The organism is Paenarthrobacter aurescens (assembly GCF_025421775.1).
Taxonomy (GTDB): Bacteria; Actinomycetota; Actinomycetes; order Actinomycetales; family Micrococcaceae; genus Arthrobacter; species Arthrobacter aurescens_B.
This window is the reverse complement of the sequence record NZ_JAOEFX010000007.1, coordinates 264,423-284,606: the sequence shown is the minus strand read 5'-3', so window position 1 is coordinate 284,606 and position 20,184 is coordinate 264,423. Positions and strand designations below refer to the sequence as shown.

The window sequence follows — 20,184 nt, the reverse complement described above, 5'->3', positions numbered from 1 at the left end:
GATCACCATGACACAGCACAACCGTGCTATTTTCCAGCCGAGCGGCCAGATCCAGTTCGGCATCTTCTTCCAAGGCGTCAATTCCGGCACCGTTTGGAAGGCCGCGGAATCCGGTTCGCAGACGGACTTCGAGTCGTTCCGCCGGCTCGTCCAGACCGCAGAGCGCGGCAAGTTCGCTGCCTTCTTCCTGGGCGAAGGACTCCGGCTTCGCGAGCACCTTGGCCGCCCGCACGCCCTGGACGTAGTGGGCCGGCCGGACGCGCAGACCATGCTGGCCGCGCTTGCTGCCGTGACCACGAACATCGGTTTGGTGGCCACCCAGAACACCACGTACAACGACCCCGCGGACCTCGCCCACCGCCTGTCCTCCCTGGACCTGATCTCCGGTGGCCGGGCCGCGTGGAACATCGTCACCACCGACAACGCCTGGACCGGGGCGAACTTCCGCCGTGGGGGATACCTGGACCATGCAGACCGCTACCGGCATGCAGAAGCCTTTGTTGAGACCGCCAAGAGGATCTGGGATTCGTGGGAAACGCCGAACGGTCCAGCGCGACGGGTCCTCCATGAAGGCCAGCACTACACCGTGGACGTCACACCCCGCTTGCCCCGCAGTGCGCAGTATCGTCCCGTGCTCTTCCAGGCGGGCGATTCCCCGGACGGCCGGGACTTCGCAGCCCGCCAGGCAGACGTGATCTTCTCGGCACACCCCAAGTTCGACGACGCCGTGGAGTTCCGCCGCGACATCGTGGCCCGCTCCGTAGCCGCCGGCCGCGGTGCCAACTCCGTCCAGATCATGCCGGCCAGCGAATTCATCCTGGCCGCCACTGACCAGGAAGCCCAGGAGAAGAAGGCCTGGGTCCGCAGCCTGCAAATCGGCCCGCAGCAGTCGATTGCCTACCTTGAACAGTTCTGGGGACGCGAGCTCTCTTCCTACGACCCCGACGGCCCCCTCCCGGAGATCGATCCCGTGGTGGAGGAAACCTCCGAGACACGGGGCAGCGGCTTTCACGGTGCCAAGGCCCGCCAGCTTGCGGATCAGTGGCGGGCGGAGGCCAAGGACAAGGGCCTCTCCATTCGCCAGTTCGTCACGTCCAAGACCGCACGTATCGACGCCACGTTCACTGGCTCCTACACCGCCGTGGCCGACCACCTCGCGGAGTACGCACGCGTCGGTGCGGTGGACGGGTTCAACATCTCACCGTGGCTCATCCCCACCGGCTTGGACGACATCGTGAACCACTTGGTGCCCGAGCTCCAGGATCGCGGCGTCTACCCGACGGAATACCGGGGCACTACGCTCCGCGAAAACCTGGGGCTGGAGATGCCGGTGCGTTCGGAAGAGCCGGTGCAGGTCTGATGAACATGGGCCGCCTGGTGCAGCTCTGCCGGCGCTGGTTTGGTTTCACGCCGGACCAGCACGGCGGAGCGCCCGACGGCGGCGGGCCGGGTGCCGCCGTCGTCGACGGTTCGCGCGGGACCGTCAGCCTCCAGCTGACGGTGTTGGGGCAGCCGCTTTAGAGCAGTTCCTTGAAGACGTTCCAGCCCCGGCCGACGGGGCCGTACGGGCCATACAGCCCTGTGTTTGATGCGCCCGTAATGTAACTGAGAAGGTTGCCGTTGGCGTCAACGGCAGAGAGCTCGTTGTATTTCGAGTGGCTGGAACTGCCGATTCCGGCCACCTCGGAAAACGTCTCCCACCCCGGGCCGAGGGACGCAGGTTCCTCCCAGCCGCCCTCGCCGTCAGTGGGGTACTGGTGCAGGTAGCCGTCCTGGTCGCGTCCGAAGATGTCCACGGCACCATCAGCGTTCATGTCGCCGCCGGTGATGATCTTGTTCATGACGTGCCAGCCCCAGCCCACCTGTTCGCGGGGGAGCCAGCCACCTTCGCCGTCGCCGGGGTAAAGGAAGAGACCACCTGCTGCGTCGCGCGCGAGCACATCGTTGGTGCCGTCGCCGTTGAAGTCGCCCGGGCCCACGATGGTGTTGAAGATGTTCCAGCCCTGGCCAACCTGCTGCCGCTCGAGCCAGCCTCCCTCGCCGTCGCCGGGGTAGAGATAGAGCTTGCCGGCAGCGTCCCTGCCAAGGAGATCGTTGAAGCCGTCGCCATCGAAGTCGCCGGGGGAGAAAACGATGTCAAACACGTTCCAGCCCTGCCCTACCTGCTGCGGTTCGTCCCATGAACCCCAGTACGCAGGGCAGGGGCCCTCGCACATGCCTTTGTAATAGGTATATGTCCGCGGGTACAGGATGAGCCTGCCGTCGTGGGTGCGGGCGAGAGGTTCGAAGTTCCCACGCCCAGTCCAGCCCATGGCCCTGCTGGATGCCTTGACGGGGAGCGTCTCCGTGCTCAGTTGTGTGCCGGTGGGACAGCCTTGACTCCCTGGAGTGAGGGGATGGACCCGCATCGATAGACGGCTGCCTTGGTCCTCGGGCAGGATCCGCAACGTGTCTCCTTGCCGTTCCTCCGGGAGCGGCTCGCCGTCGCGGAGCCACTCCAAGGTGATAGCGTCGCCCGCGCCGTCCGAATCCCTGCAGCCCCAATAGCTGTAGTCGTACTGTCGGCGCAGTTCGGCACCCACGTAGGCGGCGCCGTCGATGATGGGTGTCGGTTGGTTGTCAGCAGTGGCGGGCGGCGCCCCGGTGGCCAACAGCCCGGCCGCCAGGGCCATTGCTGAAAGCGTCGAAAACCGTTTGGTGCGCGTTCGAAAAATCCCCATGGCCTTGCCCAGCACCAGTGGAAAACCCTTCTTGTGCGCTTTGTTGGGCCCTTTGGTGCGCGCTCGAACGTTCCCCATGATGTTCCCCCCGGAAGCGGCATTGACGTGCGTAGGTTTGTGCTGAGGCTACCGCACTTGGGGTGGGGCAGTCAGGAGGCGCGAGTGATCACCCTCAGTCGGAACAACCCGCCCACAGATCAGGAACACCGCCTGCTGATAACCCGTAGGCTCAATTGTCCATACAGCGTCTGGACAATTGAGTCCAAGGTGTCTGTCGGTAGGTCGCATTAGGGTGGAATGATGACCGACTTTCGCGATCTGGACATGCCCGATGGCTACACGGACCTCCTTGAGGATCTGAAGGCGACAGTCAAGGCCGCCAGGACAAAGGCCCTTCGGACTGTTAATACCCAGCTCATCGAGCTGTATTGGACGATCGGCCAGGGCGTCCGGCTGCAGCAGGAACGGCAGGGCTGGGGGAGCGGGGTGATCAAGCGTCTGTCCTCGGACCTGCACGCCGAGTTCCCGGAGATGAAAGGCCTTTCGCCGCGCAACATCCAGTACATGACAACGTTCGCCGGAGCCTGGCAAGGCAGCCCAATTGCGCAACAAGCTGTTGCGCAATTGCCGTGGGGCCACGTCACTGTCCTGCTGGACAAGTTGGACACACAGGAAAAACGTGCTTCGTACGCTGCGGCGGCCGTCCAATACGGGTGGTCCAGGAATGTCCTGCTTAACATGATCATGAACCGGACCCTCGAAAGGACCGGAGCAGCTCCGTCCAACTTTGCGCAACAGCTTGTTGCGCAAGACTCCGAGCTCGCCCAACAAATCGCGAAGGACCCCTACAACTTCGAATTCCTGGGCTTGTCGGGGGAGGTCGCTGAACGCGAACTGGAACTGGCTTTGACCAGTCGAATCACCGAAACCCTGCGCGAACTCGGACCAGGATTCGCTTTCGTTGGGCGGCAAGTCCACTTCGACGTCGACGGCGACGATTACTACGTCGACATGCTGTTCTTCCACATGGACCAGAACAGATACGTGGTCATCGAACTCAAGACAGGGAAGTTTCAGCCGGAGTTCGCCGGCAAACTAAACTTCTACGTCGCCCTCGTCGATGACATGCTCCGCCGCGAGCACCACAACGAAACAATCGGCATTCTTATCTGCGGCGCCAAGAACGACCGCAGCGTACGATACAGCCTCGGCCGCTCAACCTCGCCCATGGCCGTCGCTGCCTACACCTACGACAAGCTCCCGGCAGACGAGAAGCGTGCCCTGCCCAATGAAGACCACGTTGTGGCAGCACTCGAATGGGCAGATCCTGGCACGGAACCAGAAGACTGAGCCTTCCAGAACACCCGCAAACGCCGATAAGCACCCAAATGTCAACCTAAATGGGTTGATATATGTTTTCTTTTCAGGCTTCTTGGCCCTCTCGGATGAATTTAGACGAACGCTCGTCCCTTTTACCGCCCTTGGATAGAACCCCAACGGAGAACGGTTACCGAATTTCTGGGCCCCGCTGAGCCAAGAGAGGATTCCGTCGGTAACGACCAATGTCTACGGGGATCCAATGACAGTTCCGAAACATGCGTTTCGTCACAAATTACACCTTCCTGTGTGTTGACTGGATTTTTCTTGGCAAAACACTTAAGTCCGGGATGGTCTCCTCTCGCTAGTCGAATTTGGGGGCTCGTACGGCGCTAGCTGCATCCCTCTGTCGAGTGTCTTTGCTCCAGAAAGTGATGCTGTGGGTCCTTCTCCTGCGTTCCTTCGCCGGGCCTGCGTACCGGCCCTTGCCCTGTCCTTGCTCGTATCAGGGCTGGTGGTCCCGGCCGCTGCTGCACTACCGGGCCTGCAGCCTGCCGAAGCCACGCCAGCTGCTGGCGCGGAGGAGCCCACTCCGGAGCCGGGATCGGAACGGGCCGCCCAGGTCGAGGCGAAAGCATCCGGGGAGAAAGTCGTGGTCGATTCGGCCACCACTCCGACGGACCAGACGGTCGCCAACCCTGACGGGACGTTCACCCGCACGATGAACACTGCCCCGGTACGGATGGAAACCAGCCAGGGCTGGGTGGACATCTCCACGGACTTGGTGAAAACCGTTGAAGACGGCAAAACCGTGATCAAGCCCGAGCAGGTCCCGATCGATGTGACCTTGGGTGCGGGCGGCTCAAATGTGATGGCCAGCATTGATGACAAAGATGGCCACTCGATCGAACAGTCTTGGCCGTTCGGGTCTTTGCCGGTGCCTGTTCTTGTGGAGAACACGGCCACGTACCGGCAGGTCCTTCCCGGCGTGGATTTGGTGCAGATCGCCAACAAGACGGGCGTGTCCCAGGTACTGAAGATCGAATCCGCCGAGGCCGCCGGTGATCCGCGAGTGGCGCAGATGAGGTTCTTCCTGGACACGGGAAACACCACTGTCGCCGAAACAGGGGAAGGTGCCATCACAGCGACGGGCAGTGACACCGGTGAGGTGGAGTTGCACATGAGCGGAGGCCAGTGGTGGGACTCCTCGCAGCCCGGCTCGTCGGCTTTGGACCCGGGAACCCCGGGCCTGACGCGACCGTTCGAATTCACGCTCGGAGAGGATGCCGGGAAACAAACCCAGGTCTTCGGGATGGATGAGATCCTGGACGCTTCGGATGTGCAGTACCCGATTTATGTGGATCCGCCTTGGAACGTGCTGCGTACCGACTATGTCATGGTGGACACGGCCTATCCGACCACCTCGTACTGGAACGGCGCCTTTGGCACCAGCACGCAAAACGTCGGGTACCTTCCCCCTAACTGGCCAACAGATTTAAAATCGCACCTTGCCCGGTCGTACTTCCAGTTCGAAGGCAAACCGTTCGATGCTACTGCGAACCTGATCAACGCCCGCTTTGAAATCCTGGAAACCTGGTCGGCGTCATGCACCCCGACCGGCATTGCCTCGTGGGTCACATCTCCAGTTGGGCCGGCCACGACGTGGAACAACCAGGGGTTCAATGACACCCCGGATCCCATCAGAACGGACCGTGGCAACGTTGCCAAGGGCTGGAGTTCGGCGTGTCCGGCCGGGTCCGTTGATGCCGTCCTTGCCTATCAGGAACATGCGTTCCTTCACGGCGGCATCCGCTACCCCCAACGCTTTGGGTGTCTTTGCGTTGTGTGCCAGCTTTAGTGCTTTGGTCAGTTCAGGGTTGGCCAGGTACTCCACGGGCACCTGGTGGCGTTCCATTTCGGGGGCGAGTTTCGCCGCCTGAGCGCGGAGTTCTTCGGCGCGGGCAGCTGCGAGGAGCTGCATGGCCTTTTCGTGTTCGATTGCGGCCTTACGTGCCTTCTCTTGGCTGAGGGCAAGTGCGTCCTGTCGGGCCTTCCCCGTGGTGATGGTCTGGATGCCTGACTCGAGGTAAGCGGCGTCCGTGCCGACGTCATGGGTGTCGATGCCGTAGCGGGTGAGGACTTCCTGACGGATCCTTTCCGACGCTGCCAGGGCTGTCGGGTCGTGGACCTTCCACGATTCAGCGACGGTGTGTGCGGTGGCGATGTCGGACGGTTGAGCTTTGTCCCACCACTGCTCCTTTTCAACCGGTGCGAGCGCTGCGTGGGCTGCACTGCGCTCGGCGGCAAAGCGTGCTTGGGCTTCGTGAGCAGCCGTCGATTCAAGGTGCTCCTGCTGTCGCTGGGCTTCCTGTCGTTTGCGAGCCAGAGTCTCTGCAATACGGGAGGCGATCATCAGCGATTGCCGCAGTCCACCGTCTACTACGTCGTCCATTCCGTCTGATTCACTCATGGTGTTCCCCTTGCACTAGTGGTGTGATTCTTATCGGTCGAGTACAGGCCCGGATTCGCGTCCGGTTCGCGTGGGCGTCTTGGCCGGTGTTGTTGTTCCTGGAACAACTGAGCCGGGACGGATAGGTGCCATACCGCGTAGGCCAAGCTCCACAGGATTCCGTACGGGTTCACGGTCTACTGATTGCTCGGTGGTCCCTACGTTGACGGCCCGGGGCATGGTCGCTGCAAAAGGCTTGAGCTGAGTTGCAACGACAGCTCGAATCCTCTCCGCTTCACGTGTCCGACCGGATTGCAGATGCATGTCGTAGATCGCTGCAGCCATGTTCGCCAGCTGCACCATCAGCGCAGCCTGCGTCGCTGTCTTGTTCTTACTCGATGCCGCCAGGAACAACATTGCGGTGCCGGCAATGGACGGCAGGGCAACAGCTTTGCTGTGCTGGCGAGGTGCACGCAATTGCGCGGTGCGGGACAATTCCGCGGCGGTTTCGGCCAGCGGTCCAGGTGTGGTTTCGAGACTTTCGCCGGCTGACCCGCCCTTTCTGGAGCCCACGTTAAAGCAAAAACTCGATCACCGCAGTCGACGCTCCACAAACCCGCTCCTACGAGAAAGGCTAGGGCCGCCGAGTAGGGTTTGGGGCGACCATGAAAACATCCACCGGGTCCTCGTTTTCGAGCACGAAGCCATGCCGCTCATACAAGTGGCGGGCGGCGCTGCCTTGAAGCACGTTCAAACGGAACGGGCGTTCGTCAACGGAGGCCGCCATGACGTGCCGCAGCACGGCACCGCCCAGACCCCTGCCTTGGTGGGTGGGAGCCACATAGAAGTGCTCGATCCACCGAGCGTCCGGCTCGGGACGAACGGCAATGACACCGGCATCCACGCCGTCGGTATGGATGATGTACGTGTACTCCGGCTGGAAACCGTTCAGGAAGCGCTCGCGCACACGGACCGGATCGAAACGCTCCAAACGTTCAAGGTCCGGGCGCATCGCCACAGCCCGGAGCTCCGCTATCCAGGCAGCGTCAGAGGCAACGGCAGGGCGGAGGGCAAAATCGGCAGACATGGATCAAGCCTATGCCGCCCGCGCTCAGCCCACCCGCGCAAACCATAGGATGAAAAGGACGGAAAGGTGCAGCCACGATGGTCACACGCGAAGAAGTAGAAGCAGCGTACTCACGGACAGCGGGTTGGGTCCGCCATACGCCCCTTGCCGAGAGCGGCGACCAGGAGCCCTACCACCTGTGGTTCAAATGCGAATACATGCAGCACACAGGCTCTTTCAAAGCCCGTGGCGCGTTCAACCGCCTGCTCACAGCGAAGGAAAACGGCGAGCTGGACCCGGCAGTCGGCGTCGTGGTGGCCTCCGGCGGCAACGCGGGCCTGGCCAACGCGTACGCGGCAGCAAAACTCGGAGTTCCGGCAACGGTGTTCGTCCCGGAGTCCGCACCGGCGAACAAAGTCCACAAGCTCTATGCCATTGGTGCCACCGTGGTCCAAGGCGGCGCGGAGTACGCCGAAGCCTACGCCGCTGCCGTGCGCTTTGCCGAGGAGAAGGGCGCGGTCTACTGCCACGCCTACGATCAGCCGGAGATCGTGGCCGGCGCCGGTGGGGTGGGGCTGGAACTGCTGGATGAACTGCCCGACGTCGACACCATCCTCGTTGCTGTTGGCGGCGGCGGATTGATGGGCGGCATTGCGGCCGCGGCAGAGGGCAGGGCTCACGTTGTGGGCGTCGAACCTGAAACAGTTCCAACTTTGCACACGGCGTTGGCCAAGGGTGAGCCCGTGGACGTGGCTGTCTCCGGGATCGCCGCGGACTCCCTGGGTGCCCGGCGGATTGGTGAGATCGGCTTTGGAGTTGCCCGCCGCACGGGTGTCCAGAGTGTCCTGGTCACGGACGAGGACATCGTCCGGGCCCGTCGCGCACTCTGGGAGAAGCACAGGATCGTGGTGGAACACGGCGCTGCTGCAGCCTACGCGGCGTTGCTGTCCGGCGCCTACACCCCACAGGCGGGCGAAACCGTGGCAGTGATCCTCTGCGGGGCCAACACGGACCCCGCCCACTTCTAACCGCACCCAGTTGGCCAGCGGACACAAGAATCCCCGCCGGTGATGTCCGGCGGGGATTCGGCGTCGGCAGGTCTGCCCTGCCACAGCGGTTCCTACTTTTTGGGCAGGCCTGCCGGGTTCAGTTCGGACGCGGGAATGGCCTCCGAAGAGAGGCCCCAGCGGTCCAGGATCTTGCCGTAGTTGCCGTCCTTGATGAGGGTGTTGAGTGCGGCCTGGGCAGCCACGGCCAAACCGTTGCCCTTCTGGGTAGTGAACGCGATCTCGGCTTTCAGGGGCCAGCCACCCTCGAGTGTGCCCACTTCCTTGGTCTTGCCATCCTTGGCTGCCTTGTATGCTGCCGAGGCGTTGGGACCGAACGTGAGGTCCGCGCGGCCTGACTGGAGGGCGAGCTGCGAGGCGGAGTCGTCGTCGTAATACTGGAACTCAACCGGCTTCAAGCCGTTCTTCTTGTTCTCCTCGTCCCAACGGACCAGGATGGCTTCCTGGTTGGTGCCGGAGCCGACGATGATGCGCTTGCCGGCCACGTCCTTGGCTTCCTTGATGCTGGAGATGTCCGCGTCGGACTTGGCGTAGAAGCCCAGGAGGTCGTTGCGGTAAGTGGCGAAGTCGAACTTCTCCTTGCGCGCTTCGGTAACGGTGACGTTGGACAGGACGGCCTCGTACTTGCCTGATTCGACGCCCAAGGGCCAGTCAGCCCACGCCACCGGCAACACCTCGACCTGCAGGCCCAGGCTCTCGCCTACCGCATAGGCAATATCCACTTCACTGCCGATGAGGGTCTTGTTGTCCGTGGCGAACGTGCTCAGCGGGGGAGTTCCGCCGGTGGTCACCACGGTCAGCTTGCCGTCGGCTTTGATGGCGTCCGGAACCAGTGCGGCCGCCGCGGAATCCACGGCCACCTTGATCCGGTCCTGCTGCGGGGTCAGGTTGAACTCTTTGGTGGAAGGGCTCGACGCCGGAGCTGACGCCCCCGTTGCCGCTGTCGCACCCGGGTCCGAGCAGGCCGCGAGCCCCAGCAGGGCGGTAACGGCCAGGGCCGCGGTCACGCCGGATTTAGCTGCGAAACGTGCCATTTGTTCTCCTTGGTTTTACCCTGGTCATCGCGACAGGGAAGTCTGATGCGTACTTGTGGCTGCAACTATCCGGCAGGCCATGATGCGGGTCAAAACACGCTGCAACGCTGGGATACAGGGGTTCACGGCGGTTAATCGGGCGTCGAACGGGGTCACAAAAGCACCCCGACAGCGGGCGTAAGCCACCGCGCGACGCAACTCACAGAAATAAGCCGGGTGCCGCCGTCGTTGTCGCTTAAGTGCCAGGCAACCAAAGCAGGCACCGCAAACGTACCGAAAGGCCTTCCCGTGACTGTTCCTCTTTCCATCCTCGACCTGGCAACCATCGGCAAGGGCCAGACGGTGGCGGAAAGCCTCGCGGGCAGCGTGGCCATGGCGCAGAAGGCCGAGGAGCTGGGCTACCGACGCGTCTGGTACGCCGAGCACCACAACATGTCCGCCATTGCCTCCTCGGCTACCAGCGTGCTGATCGCCCACGTCGCCGCGAACACCAACACCATCCGCCTGGGAGCCGGCGGCGTCATGCTGCCCAACCATTCACCGTTGACCATCGCGGAGCAGTTCGGCACGCTGGAGACCCTTCACCCGGGGCGGATCGATCTTGGCCTGGGTCGTGCGCCGGGCAGCGACCAGAACACCATGCGGGCACTGCGACGTGACCACACATCCTCGGACAGGTTCCCGCAGGACGTCCTGGAACTTCAGGGCTACCTCACCGGACCCACCCGCATCCAGGGTGTCGAAGCGACGCCGGGCAAGGGCACCAACGTGCCGCTCTACATCCTGGGATCCTCGCTGTTCGGAGCCCAGCTGGCCGCTCAGTTGGGCCTTCCCTACGCGTTTGCTTCACACTTCGCCCCTGCTGCCCTGCAGGACGCTGTTGCGGTCTACCGACGCGAATTCAAGCCGTCCGAGCAGTTGTCCCAGCCGCACGTCATCGCGGGCGTGAACGTCACAGCGGCGGACTCCAATGCCGAGGCACAAGCCATCCACCTCGCCGTGAAGCGAGCCCGCGTTTCACTGTTCTTCGGTGGTGGCCGTGAGTTCACGGACGACGAAGCGGACATGGTGCTCGACTCCCCACAGGGCCAGCACATCGCCCAGATGATGAAGTTCTCAGCTGTCGGAACCAAGGACGTGGTGCGCGATTACCTGGACGAGTTCGCGGCGTTCGCTGATGCCGACGAGCTGATCGTGGCGCACCAGAGCATTGGCACCGAAGAGCGTTTGCGGTCCGTGGAGCTGGTGGCCGAGGTCGCAGGCTTGGTTCCCGCATAAGCTCCCCGCATAAATCCAAGGAAAAGCTTTACGCGTTTGCAATCTACTAGGTAGTCAAGCGAAACCGTGCGGGCGGAGACTGTAGTTATCCGTCCCGGAAGGATTCGCCATGCCTACGCACTTGAATCAATCAGTTGCCGATTCCGCGCTGCTGATGAAATCGCTCCCGCTTGGCCTGTTGCGGACTGCTCTCCAATCCGACGCGCAAAACGGCATCACACCTGAGCTGTTCGCGGAGCTCAAGGTTTTGGCCAGGGTTCCCGGCCTGCTGGTGGCCTGCAATTACGGCGGCACCCTCTGCTCGGCCGAAGGTGTATCTACCGAGACCCTGCCATTGGACAGTGCGGCCGTGGCTCTCCGTGCTCTTGCGGCCCTGCCCAACACACACGCTGCCATCATTTCCGGCAGGTCACTGCGTGATCTGGCAGCTGTATCGCGGCTGCCTGCCGAGGTTCATTTGGTGGGCTCCCACGGCGTGGAGTTCGACATGGGTTACGCCTACACGCTCTCCCTCGCCACCGAACAGCTGCTCCAACAGGTGGCTACGGCCCTCACGGAAGCTGTGGGATTCGAGAAGGGCATCAGTGTTGTCCGAAAGCCCGTGGGCGTTGCTGTCCATACCCGGCCGGCCACGCCCGAAGTTGTGGACCGGGTGGTTTACGCCGCGCAGAAGATCGCCATCGAGTTCGGGCTCTACTTCATCATCGACGGAACGGTCCTGGACCTGACAGTGGAGGAGCCAGCCAAGGGCCAAGCCTTGGAGCAGCTCCGCGCCCGGCTGGGAGTCAGCGCGGCACTATACGCGGGCGACGCCGAAAGCGACGAAAAAGCACTGGCCACCTTGAGAGGACCGGACCTTGGCCTGCACGTTGGGTCAGGAAGCACGACGGCGCCGCACACCTTACCGGACCCGGAAGCCTTCGCCCACGTGCTGGCTTTGTTGTTCGAGCTGCGGCGGGCCTGGCTGTTTGGCGAAGACGCGGTGGGCCTGGAACGACACTCGATGATCGGGAACGGAAGCTCCACGGCCCTGCTCACTCCGGATGCCAAGGTCTGTTGGATGAGCCACCCATTGCCGGACTCCGGCTCGCTGTTTGCCCACATCCTCGGCGGTGATCCTGCCGGCCACTTCAGCATTGAACCGGTCAAGCCGTCGCCGGTGCTGGCACAACGATATGTGGATAACACCATGATCGTGGAGACCCGGTGGGCTGACGTTACCGTGACGGATTACCTGGAACCCGCAGCCGAGGGCATCACCAGTTTGGTACGCGTTCTTTCGGGGACGGGCACGGCTCGCGTTGTGTTCGCCCCTCGCCCTGACTACGCCAACGCGCCGTTCAACATGGAGATCCGCGGGGAAGAAGTGCACATCAGTGGCACCTCGGACCCCATTATCCTGTCAGCGCCCGGTGTCACCTTCCTCATTACGAGCGACGGCAAGTTCGCGACAGCTACAGCCGAAGTTGACCTGAATCACGGGCCTGTGGTGCTGAACCTGCGCTGCGGTGACACCGAGCCGCCACCCGCAGACCCCGCGGGCGAACCGCACCGGCGTGCCGCCGTCGGGCAGGTTGCGCGCGAGTGGGTCAAAGCCCTGCAGTTGCCCGGCATCAAAACTTCGCTGGTGCGGCGCTCGGCGCTGGTGCTGAAATCGCTCGTCCACGAACCCACCGGTGCCGTCCTCGCCGCTCCGACAACCTCCCTGCCGGAAGGCATCGGTGGAACCCGGAACTGGGATTATCGGTATTGCTGGTTGCGTGATGGGTCCATGACCGTGAATACCTTGGTCTCCTTGGGTTCTACGGAGGAGGCCATCGGTTTCCTGGGTTGGCTGGGCCGCATACTGGAGAACGCTCCGGGGCCGGAATGGCTGCACCCGCTGTATTCGGTGACAGGAGCGCCGCTGTCCACGGAAGCCATTGTGGAGAGTCTGCCCGGTTATGCGGGATCGCGGCCCGTGCGGATCGGCAACGCCGCCGACCACCAAGTGCAATTGGACGTGTTCGGGCCCATCGCCGAGCTGATCCACGATCTTGCCGAGCGACGCGGGTTCCTGCCGGATGAGCACTGGTTTCTTATAGAGCAGATGGCGCACGCGGTGCTGGCCCGCTGGCATGAGCCCGACCACGGGATCTGGGAAGCCCGCCGGCCGCCCCGGCATCATGTGTACACCAAGGTCATGTGCTGGGTAACGCTTGACCGGGCGCTCCGTGCCGCTGCTTTGCACGGCCGGGGCGCTCATTCCGATTGGGCGCCCACCGCGGACACCATCCGCGAGGAAGTCCTGCGCGAAGGCTGGGATTCATCCGCCGCGTCCTACACCGTGGCGTACGACAGCCCGGACCTCGACGCAGCAGTCCTGCACATCGGTTTGTCCGGCCTGTTGGATGTCCGGGACCAGCGGTTCCTGGACACCGTGACGGCCGTCGAGCGGGAACTGCGGGTTGGGCCTACGGTCTTCCGCTACAGGTACGACGACGGCCTGCCGGGTTTGGAGGGCGGCTTCCACATTTGTACTACCTGGCTGATCGAGGCGTATCTTGCAGTTGGTCGCCTGGATGATGCGCTGGAGTTGTTCAACCAGCTGGTGGCGTTGTTTGGCCCCACGGGACTTCTGCCCGAAGAGTACGATCCCGGCACGGAAACGCATTTGGGCAACCATCCCCAGGCTTACTCACACCTGGGCTTCATTCGCTGCGCGCAGCTCCTGGACCACTATCTGGCCAGCGCGGACGTGGAGTAACCCGACCTGATCTGCGACCTACTTGGGTGACCCAGCGCTATGCGAGCAGCAACGCCACCGCGATCATGGCCGGCACGGCAACAATGGTGGTGATGAGCACGGTGTCCTTGGCAACTGTGATTCCCGCTTGGTAACGGTTGGCAGCGACGAACACGTTCTGGGCTGTGGGCAGTGCCGAGGTGACCACTACGGCGAACAAAGCGTGCCCGTCCATGCCCAAGGCAAACCGGGCGAACAGGTACGCGATCAGCGGGTGCACGATGAGCTTGAAGCCGCTGGCCAGCAAAGTGTCCAACCTGCGGCCAGCGGATTTTTGCAGCGGTTTGGATCCGTTGAGGCTCATGCCGAAAGCCATCAGCATGGCCGGGATCGCCGCTCCGCCGATCAGGTGGATGGGCTCCAGGATCAGCGTCGGTACTTGGAATCCGGTCGCGGCCACCAGCAGGCCGAGCGCCGAGCCCACGATCATGGGGTTCTTCACGATCATCAGGAGGAAGCGCAGGGGAGTGGTGCGGTGCGAACTGGTGCTGGCGTCGAGGGCCATCAAGTACATCGGCGTGAAGAACGCCAACTGGAAGATCAGCAACGGCGCCACGTAGCTCGCATCGCCCAGGACAAACACGGCAATAGGGATGCCGAGGTTTGCGGAGTTGGCCAGGGACGAGCTCATGGAGGACATCAATGATTCCGGCATGCTGCGTTTGAGCCAGAATTTCACGATCAGGAAGAACAATAAACCGGTGAGGACGGCGCCCACGGCGGTGACCAGGAGCGGGGCGGCAAACACGTCGTGCAGCTTGGCCTTGCTGAGGGTTTCGAAGAGGAGAGCCGGGCTCGCCACGAAGAATGTCAGAGAACTCAAGACTGAGCGGGCGTTCTCACCCAGGATGCCGCGACGGCCAACGAACATACCCACCAGGATGATGGCCCAGACAACGAAGAACCCGGACAGAACGCCAATCACGAGGCTGCGCCGAAGGGGAATCGTTGGATCACGAACACCAGCCTAGCCAACGCCGCCCAGCGAGTAAGCGTTTTCTTGCCAGGGTTCCGGCATGCGGACACTGGAGTTTTTGTACAGCTAATGACCTTATAGGGCCGTCTTAGCGGCATTAGCTGTACAAAAAACACGCTCGACGTCGGCACCGGCGGCGAGTGCCGGCGTCGGACCTTATTTCGTGGCTGGCTTTTTGGTTGTTCCGTTCGCCGTCTCCAGCGCGGAGATCATATGCCCTACCTGAATGACGGCGGACCTGATCCGGTGGGGGTCGCTGATGGTGAGGAATTGAAGCATAAGGCCGTCGAGGGCGGCGAAGATGGCAAGCGAGGCTTCGTTGCGCGTGTCCAGTCCGCGGCGCGTCAGGGCCTCCTCCACTGTGCTGACGTAGTTCGCGTAAAGGCGTTCCACCATCACGCGGATCTGCGGATTACGCCTGGATTCGAGGATCATTTCGAACTGAAACAGCTGAAGTTCCGGTTCTGCGGAGACGGTGGCGATGAGTGTATCGGCGAAGTTCCCGTCGAAGTCCGCGATCCCCGACAGCCCGGTTTCCTCAATGGAGCGCTGGACGGACCATTCCATGGTGGCGGCCAGGAGTCCTTCCATGGAGCCGAAGTGGTGGGTGACCAGTGCGTGATTGACGCCGGCGCGGGTGGCAACTGATCTGTAGGTCGCTCCACGCAGGCCCTTCTCTGCCACGACATCCAGCACGGCAGCCAGAAGGGCGTCCCGACCGTCTCCGTAGGGCAACTTGCGTGCGTCCTGGCTCATACTGCGAGTTTAGCGGCGTTGGAATGCCTGGAAGGAACCCATTGACACGCGAAACTATACAAACGTATAGTTTGAATGTGGCCCGGATCACCCGCCACCTAAGAGCAGCTTCAGTCCAGCCCGCGTCCCGCGGCCGCAGGGCTCCCTATCCCTCCGCAGTGGCGATGGCGCCAGTGCATTCCGGAAAGAACAGCCTCATGAACGAGTTCAGTCAAACCTCGGCCCCGGCCGGTCCTAAAAATGCCGGTTCCCCGGCGGGTACCGTGCGGCTCCGGGCGAACAAGCTTGGCGTCATTGCCATTGCCTTCTTCGCTATTGCCGCCGCGGCCCCCATGGCCGCTGTTGTTGGAGCCAGTCCCGTCATCTTCTCCGCGAGCGGGCCCGGAACTCCGGTGATCTACGTGATTGCGGCCCTTTTGGTAGCCCTCTTCTCAGTGGGATATCTGAGAATGAGCCAGCACATCACCAACGCAGGCGGATTCGTTGCCTACATCGCCAAGGGCTTGGGCAACAAGTGGGCCACGGGAGGCGCCGGAATAGCCATCCTGACCTATCTCAGCCTTCAGGTGGGGTTGTGGTCCCAGTTTGGTGTCTTCGCCCAGCAGCTAGTGGAGAGTCTTACGGGGGTTGGGTTGCCGGTCTATTTTTGGATCGTCGCAGTACTGGCGCTGACCACGTTCCTGACCATGAAAGGCGTGGACGCCAGCTTGAAGGTGTTGGGAGTGCTTATTCTCGGCGAAACGCTGGTGGTTGCAGCGCTGGTGGTCTCCCTCATTGTCCAGAAGGGGCTGGGGATCTTCACGTTTGCAGGGTTCACTGGCGAGAACATTTTTGGGCCCGGTCTGGGGATCTCACTGCTGTTCGCCTTTGCCTGCTTCACCAGCTTCGAAGCCACGGTTGTGTTCGCGGAAGAAGCCAGGAATCCACGGCGCACCATCCCGCGGGCCGCCTACCTTGTCATCGCCTTCATCGGCCTCTTTTACATGCTGTCCACGTGGGCCATCAGCGGTGCTGTGGGCATCGATGGGATTCAGGCCGTTGCTACCGAGAATCCCTCCGGGATGATCTTCGAGCTCGCGGAAGCCAGTGCGGGAGCCTGGTTGAGCGTCGCCATGCAGGTCTTAGTGGTTACAAGCTTCGTTGCAATGCTCCTGGGCCTGTCCAACATGTTTTCCCGGTACCTGTTCGCTTTGGGACGGGCCGGCGCGCTCCCAGCCAAGTTGTCGTCCGTGTCCTCTGCGGGGGCACCGTCGTTCGCGGGCCTGATCAATTCGCTGGTTGTCGTGGCCATCATCAGTGCGTTTCTCCTGGCCGGTGCTGACCCGATCGCCACCGTTTTTGCTTGGTTCGTGGCGTTGGGAACGGCAGGTTTCATCTCCATCCTGCTGCTGACGTCCGCCGCAATCCTGCTGTACTTCGCCAGAAGCGGGACCAGGGACAACCTCTGGGTCACGGTGGTTGCTCCGGCACTTTCCTTCCTGGCATTTGCCGTGGTGGGCTACCTGACCTTGGACAACTACGACGTCCTGCTCGGAGGCGCAGGAGGGGTAGCCCGCTGGCTCCTCCTCGGCATCCCGCTCATCTTTGTGGCCGGCCTGATGCGGGGAACACAAAAGCCCGCAATCAACTACGCCGCCGAAATTGTCTGAACCCGGAACTGTCTCATTCAACAAAAGGACCAGACTCATGACCTCCACTGAACTCCAGGATTACGTACCTGAGGAAGAATGGCCCCCGGTCTCCACCATGCTGGACGGCTTCGGGGATCAGACCCTGCCTGCGTCTCCTGCCCTCGCCGCCACAACCATTTTCCTTCAGGCAGCTGACGGCACCCCCATCGAGTACAAGTTCCTCACACCGTCAACGCTCACGTGGAACGAAGGCACTGCCAGCGGGACGGCTGCCTACAAGGCGATTGAAGCCCGCCCCGGAATCTTCATTATTGATTTCGTCCGGGGACACGACGGCGGCAAAGACGCCGACGCCGAAAACGTCACCATCATCTTCGATCACACCACAGGTGCCGTCACCACCGCCGTCTCCAGGTTTGTCGCCTCGGATGGCAAGGTCCGGGGAATTACCGACTTCACGCTTGCCAACGCCAGCGGCCAGCCGACCGTCCACCAACGGTCCTCGGACCTCGTGGGCAAGCGCATCTTCTACCGCTACAGCGACATCGAATCCTACGAGCACATCTACCTGAACCAAGGGACCTTCACGTGGCACTGCGTCCGGGGAGGGGAAGCGGGACTCGCTGATACCGACCGTTGCATGACCTGGGCCGTCGCGGAGGACCTGTACATCTTCTTCTGGACCGAACAGGTGATGACCGTTGAAGCCGTTCTCCTGATCGACCTGCGCGAGCAGCGCTCCATCGGGCGGATGTTCGGCTGGGACAATCCCGCCGCGGAACCGGTCACCTTGCCGTTCAACTCCAGGCTCAGCGTCCTGAACACCACGAGCTACCCACAGGACACTCACAAGCACTGAGGTCCACCTCCGCGAATCCACCACCAGAGGAGCAACACCATGTCCCATGTCTTTCATGCCCATATTGACCACGCAGCGTTTGAACCCTTTGCGCTCGGCACGGTCCAATGGCTTCGACGCCCCGGCGACAACGGAAATGAGTCACTCAGTGGCGGTATCTGGAAAGTCACCCCTGAGGAGGCGCCGGAACCGTTCGACCTGCCGATTGACCATGATGAAACCATTTACATCATCTCCGGATACCTCCGCATTGAGGTCAAGGGCGGGAGCACCCTCGAGCTGAGGGAAGGTTCCATGGCTTCCCTGTCCAGGGGGGCAATGACCCGCTGGAGTGTCCTGGAACCGACCGTCGAATTCTTCGTTTACAGCTGAGGATCGGGCAAGTGGAAACCTCCGACGTCATCGTTATCGGTGCAGGCTTTGCCGGCCTCACAGCAGCAAGGGAATTGTCCCGCAGCGGACACACCACCATCCTGCTGGAGGCCAAGGACCGCATCGCCGGGCGGACCCACCTGGCGGAACGCCTTGGCCGGGAACTGGAACTCGGCGGCACCTGGGTGCACTGGGCTCAGCCGTATGTCTGGGCGGAAATGGGGCGCTACGGGATCAAGGCCCTTGCCGGACCGGAGTTCACCAAAGCTCTCTGGACGGTGGGCGGCCGGCGACATGAAGGCACCGCAGACACCTTGCTGGAATTGCTGGATGGCCCGAACCGCACGCTCCTGGCTGCTGCCCGGCGCTATTTCCCTCTTCCGTGGTCACCCTTGGATAACCCCGAGGTGGCAGACATCGACGAGCTCACACTTTCGGAAGCAATCGACCGGTTGGACCTCCCTGAGGACCTGCGTCAGCTTCTGAGATCTTTCTGGACCTTGAATTTCAACGGCAGGTTGGGCCAGGCGGCCTATACCCAGGCGTTGCGCTGGTGCGCCGTGGCCAGTGGTGACTGGCAGCTGATGTTTGAGGCGTGCGCCAGCTTCAAGATCGACGGCGGCACCCGCCGCCTTGCCGAGGCGATCCTTGCGGACTCAACGGCAGAGCTACGGCTGAACCAGGTGGTCGCGTCCATCGATCAGGATGACGAGGGAGTCCTCGTGACAACCAAAGCGGGCAAACACTACAAAGCCCGTCAGGTCATTCTCGCGCTCCCGCTCAGCGTGCTGAACGACATCGATATCCAACCAGCGTTCTCGCCCGGTAAACGGGAGGCGGCAGCAAGGGGACAGGCAGGCCGCGGTGCAAAATTGTGGGTCAAGGTGGAAGGCCGTCAGGAGAGGTTTGTCGCGTTTGGGCCCGAGACGGCGGCCCTGAACTTCGTCCAAGCTGAGTACATCGATGATGACACCACCACCCTTGTCTGCTTTGGTCCCGACGCCGGGGCCGTGGATGTAGCCGACGTTGCCGCGGCACAACGACACCTGGACGCAGTAGTCCCGGGGCTGAAAGTGCTCGATATTGGAGGACATGACTGGGTTGCCGATGAACATGCACGGTCCACCTGGCCCATGCACTACACCGGCTACCTCACCCGGTATCTGGCGGAACTCCAACGGCCGGAAGGAAGAATCCGCCTCGCGGGATCCGACTTCGCCAACGGCTGGGGAGGGTTCATCGATGGTGCAATCGAGAGCGGACTCGACGCTGCCCGCCAAGCAGCATCCGCACTCGGAAATGACGCAAGTTCACCCGCCCAGGCTCCTGTCGTCGTGGGCTAAAGCAGCCCACAACGCGCTCGACGTCGGCACTCAAGTGAGTGCCGACGTCGAGCGTTGTTGTGGAGACTTAGCTGAGGTGCGCTGCGTTGCTGAGCGCGTGCGGCGGGCGCATCAGCCCGGGGGTGTGGCCTTCGGCGGGGTCGTTGCCGAGCTGCAGGATCTTGTTGTCCGTGCCTACATGGACCACCTTGGGCTCGTAGGCCCGGGCTTCTTCCGTGGTCATCTCCGCGTAGGTGATCAGGATGACGGTGTCGCCAACGTGGACCATGTGGGCGGCCGCGCCGTTGATCCCGATCACGCCCGAACCGCGCTCGCCGGCAATGGTGTATGTCTCCAGCCGGGCGCCGTTGGTGACGTCCACAATGGAGACGAGTTCGCCGGGGAGGATATCGGCCGCGTCCAGGAGGTCCAGGTCGACAGTGACCGAACCGACGTAGTGGAGATCGGCATGGGTCACCGTTGCGCGGTGGATCTTGGACTTGAACATTGTGCGGATCATAGTGCGATCAGTTTAGCGCGGCACCTCTACCC

17 protein-coding genes and 2 pseudogenes are annotated in these 20,184 nt (G+C 62.4%); 11 read left to right on the top strand and 8 right to left on the bottom strand.

Annotated elements, in window-relative coordinates:
• Window positions 1–7 precede the first annotated feature (7 nt).
• Complete coding sequence (locus N7568_RS16580) at window positions 8–1,360, top strand: NtaA/DmoA family FMN-dependent monooxygenase (protein ID WP_261610883.1); 1,353 nt, start codon at window positions 8–10, stop codon at window positions 1,358–1,360.
• Window positions 1,360–1,521 (top strand): hypothetical protein, encoded by a 162-nt coding sequence (locus N7568_RS16575; protein WP_261610882.1) that lies wholly within the window; start codon window positions 1,360–1,362, stop codon window positions 1,519–1,521. Before N7568_RS16580 ends, N7568_RS16575 begins: the two co-directional genes overlap by 1 nt.
• Here N7568_RS16575 and N7568_RS16570 read toward each other — a convergent pair.
• Window positions 1,518–2,720: an FG-GAP repeat domain-containing protein gene (locus N7568_RS16570; protein ID WP_261610905.1), complete on the bottom strand. Its 1,203-nt coding sequence runs from the start codon at window positions 2,718–2,720 to the stop codon at window positions 1,518–1,520. The genes N7568_RS16575 and N7568_RS16570 overlap by 4 nt on opposite strands.
• 300 nt (window positions 2,721–3,020) lie before the next feature.
• On the opposite strand from N7568_RS16570, the gene N7568_RS16565 reads away from it, so the two are divergent.
• Together N7568_RS16565 and N7568_RS16560 are read left to right on the top strand one after the other, a co-directional pair.
• Window positions 3,021–4,070 carry a PDDEXK nuclease domain-containing protein gene (locus tag N7568_RS16565; protein WP_261610881.1) on the top strand — a complete coding sequence of 350 codons (1,050 nt, stop codon included), beginning with the start codon at window positions 3,021–3,023 and terminating at the stop codon, window positions 4,068–4,070.
• Between the two features lie 406 nt (window positions 4,071–4,476).
• Complete coding sequence (locus N7568_RS16560) at window positions 4,477–5,895, top strand: hypothetical protein (RefSeq protein WP_261610880.1); 1,419 nt, start codon at window positions 4,477–4,479, stop codon at window positions 5,893–5,895.
• On the opposite strand, the pseudogene N7568_RS16555 reads toward N7568_RS16560, so the two are convergent.
• From N7568_RS16555 to N7568_RS16545, 3 genes and pseudogenes are all read right to left on the bottom strand, one after another.
• Window positions 5,791–6,507, bottom strand: a pseudogene (locus N7568_RS16555) (hypothetical protein); the annotation flags it as partial. The gene N7568_RS16560 and the pseudogene N7568_RS16555 overlap by 105 nt on opposite strands.
• Before the next feature lie 30 nt (window positions 6,508–6,537).
• Window positions 6,538–7,023 (bottom strand): annotated as a pseudogene (locus tag N7568_RS16550) (relaxase/mobilization nuclease domain-containing protein); the annotation flags it as partial.
• Between the two features lie 97 nt (window positions 7,024–7,120).
• Window positions 7,121–7,573 (bottom strand): GNAT family N-acetyltransferase, encoded by a 453-nt coding sequence (locus tag N7568_RS16545; RefSeq protein WP_261610878.1) that lies wholly within the window; start codon window positions 7,571–7,573, stop codon window positions 7,121–7,123.
• Window positions 7,574–7,650: 77 nt separating this feature from the next.
• On the opposite strand from N7568_RS16545, the gene N7568_RS16540 reads away from it, so the two are divergent.
• On the top strand, window positions 7,651–8,580 hold the full coding sequence (locus tag N7568_RS16540) for a threonine/serine dehydratase (RefSeq protein WP_261610877.1): 930 nt from the start codon (window positions 7,651–7,653) through the stop codon (window positions 8,578–8,580).
• 92 nt (window positions 8,581–8,672) lie between these two features.
• Here N7568_RS16540 and N7568_RS16535 read toward each other — a convergent pair whose 3' ends face one another.
• Complete coding sequence (locus tag N7568_RS16535) at window positions 8,673–9,653, bottom strand: ABC transporter substrate-binding protein (protein ID WP_261610876.1); 981 nt, start codon at window positions 9,651–9,653, stop codon at window positions 8,673–8,675.
• 288 nt (window positions 9,654–9,941) lie between these two features.
• Here N7568_RS16535 and N7568_RS16530 point away from each other — a divergent pair, with 288 nt between their 5' ends.
• Together N7568_RS16530 and N7568_RS16525 are read left to right on the top strand one after the other, a co-directional pair.
• The gene (locus tag N7568_RS16530) at window positions 9,942–10,931 is read left to right on the top strand and encodes an LLM class flavin-dependent oxidoreductase (RefSeq protein WP_261610875.1); all 990 of its coding nucleotides are present in this window, start codon (window positions 9,942–9,944) and stop codon (window positions 10,929–10,931) included.
• Between the two features lie 109 nt (window positions 10,932–11,040).
• Window positions 11,041–13,677, top strand: a complete 2,637-nt coding sequence (locus tag N7568_RS16525) for a trehalase-like domain-containing protein (RefSeq protein WP_261610874.1) — start codon at window positions 11,041–11,043, stop codon at window positions 13,675–13,677.
• 37 nt (window positions 13,678–13,714) lie between these two features.
• On the opposite strand, the gene N7568_RS16520 is transcribed toward N7568_RS16525, so the two are convergent.
• Window positions 13,715–14,641, bottom strand: coding sequence for an AEC family transporter (locus N7568_RS16520; RefSeq protein ID WP_261610873.1), 927 nt, complete (start codon window positions 14,639–14,641; stop codon window positions 13,715–13,717).
• 207 nt (window positions 14,642–14,848) lie between these two features.
• Window positions 14,849–15,448, bottom strand: coding sequence for a TetR/AcrR family transcriptional regulator (locus N7568_RS16515; RefSeq protein ID WP_261610872.1), 600 nt, complete (start codon window positions 15,446–15,448; stop codon window positions 14,849–14,851).
• A gap of 197 nt (window positions 15,449–15,645) precedes the next feature.
• On the opposite strand from N7568_RS16515, the gene N7568_RS16510 reads away from it, so the two are divergent.
• Genes N7568_RS16510 through N7568_RS16495 form a run of 4 tightly spaced genes read left to right on the top strand, consistent with a single transcriptional unit; the run spans window position 15,646 to window position 19,653 of the window.
• Entirely contained in the window at window positions 15,646–17,097 is a 1,452-nt protein-coding gene (locus N7568_RS16510; protein ID WP_261610871.1) for an APC family permease, read from the top strand.
• A gap of 37 nt (window positions 17,098–17,134) precedes the next feature.
• Complete coding sequence (locus N7568_RS16505; RefSeq protein ID WP_261610870.1) at window positions 17,135–17,938, top strand: molybdenum cofactor biosynthesis F family protein; 804 nt, start codon at window positions 17,135–17,137, stop codon at window positions 17,936–17,938.
• 39 nt (window positions 17,939–17,977) lie between these two features.
• Window positions 17,978–18,310: a cupin domain-containing protein gene (locus N7568_RS16500; RefSeq protein WP_261610869.1), complete on the top strand. Its 333-nt coding sequence runs from the start codon at window positions 17,978–17,980 to the stop codon at window positions 18,308–18,310.
• A gap of 11 nt (window positions 18,311–18,321) precedes the next feature.
• Complete coding sequence (locus N7568_RS16495) at window positions 18,322–19,653, top strand: flavin monoamine oxidase family protein (protein ID WP_261610868.1); 1,332 nt, start codon at window positions 18,322–18,324, stop codon at window positions 19,651–19,653.
• 67 nt (window positions 19,654–19,720) lie between these two features.
• Here the strand turns inward: N7568_RS16495 and panD are convergent, their stop codons facing one another.
• Window positions 19,721–20,152, bottom strand: a complete 432-nt coding sequence (panD, locus tag N7568_RS16490) for an aspartate 1-decarboxylase (protein ID WP_189019999.1) — start codon at window positions 20,150–20,152, stop codon at window positions 19,721–19,723.
• Window positions 20,153–20,184: the final 32 nt, after the last annotated feature.

Bases quoted from the DNA above. Each gene is read 5' to 3' on its own strand.
- N7568_RS16580 (WP_261610883.1), top strand. From the start codon at position 8: ATGACACAGCACAACCGTGCTATTTTCCAGCCGAGCGGCCAGATCCAG.
- N7568_RS16575 (WP_261610882.1), top strand. From the start codon at position 1,360: ATGAACATGGGCCGCCTGGTGCAGCTCTGCCGGCGCTGGTTTGGTTTC.
- N7568_RS16570 (WP_261610905.1), bottom strand. From the start codon at position 2,720: ATGGGGATTTTTCGAACGCGCACCAAACGGTTTTCGACGCTTTCAGCA.
- N7568_RS16565 (WP_261610881.1), top strand. From the start codon at position 3,021: ATGACCGACTTTCGCGATCTGGACATGCCCGATGGCTACACGGACCTC.
- N7568_RS16545 (WP_261610878.1), bottom strand. From the start codon at position 7,573: ATGTCTGCCGATTTTGCCCTCCGCCCTGCCGTTGCCTCTGACGCTGCC.
- N7568_RS16540 (WP_261610877.1), top strand. From the start codon at position 7,651: ATGGTCACACGCGAAGAAGTAGAAGCAGCGTACTCACGGACAGCGGGT.
- N7568_RS16535 (WP_261610876.1), bottom strand. From the start codon at position 9,653: ATGGCACGTTTCGCAGCTAAATCCGGCGTGACCGCGGCCCTGGCCGTT.
- N7568_RS16525 (WP_261610874.1), top strand. From the start codon at position 11,041: ATGCCTACGCACTTGAATCAATCAGTTGCCGATTCCGCGCTGCTGATG.
- N7568_RS16515 (WP_261610872.1), bottom strand. From the start codon at position 15,448: ATGAGCCAGGACGCACGCAAGTTGCCCTACGGAGACGGTCGGGACGCC.
- N7568_RS16510 (WP_261610871.1), top strand. From the start codon at position 15,646: ATGAACGAGTTCAGTCAAACCTCGGCCCCGGCCGGTCCTAAAAATGCC.
- N7568_RS16505 (WP_261610870.1), top strand. From the start codon at position 17,135: ATGACCTCCACTGAACTCCAGGATTACGTACCTGAGGAAGAATGGCCC.
- N7568_RS16500 (WP_261610869.1), top strand. From the start codon at position 17,978: ATGTCCCATGTCTTTCATGCCCATATTGACCACGCAGCGTTTGAACCC.
- panD (WP_189019999.1), bottom strand. From the start codon at position 20,152: ATGATCCGCACAATGTTCAAGTCCAAGATCCACCGCGCAACGGTGACC.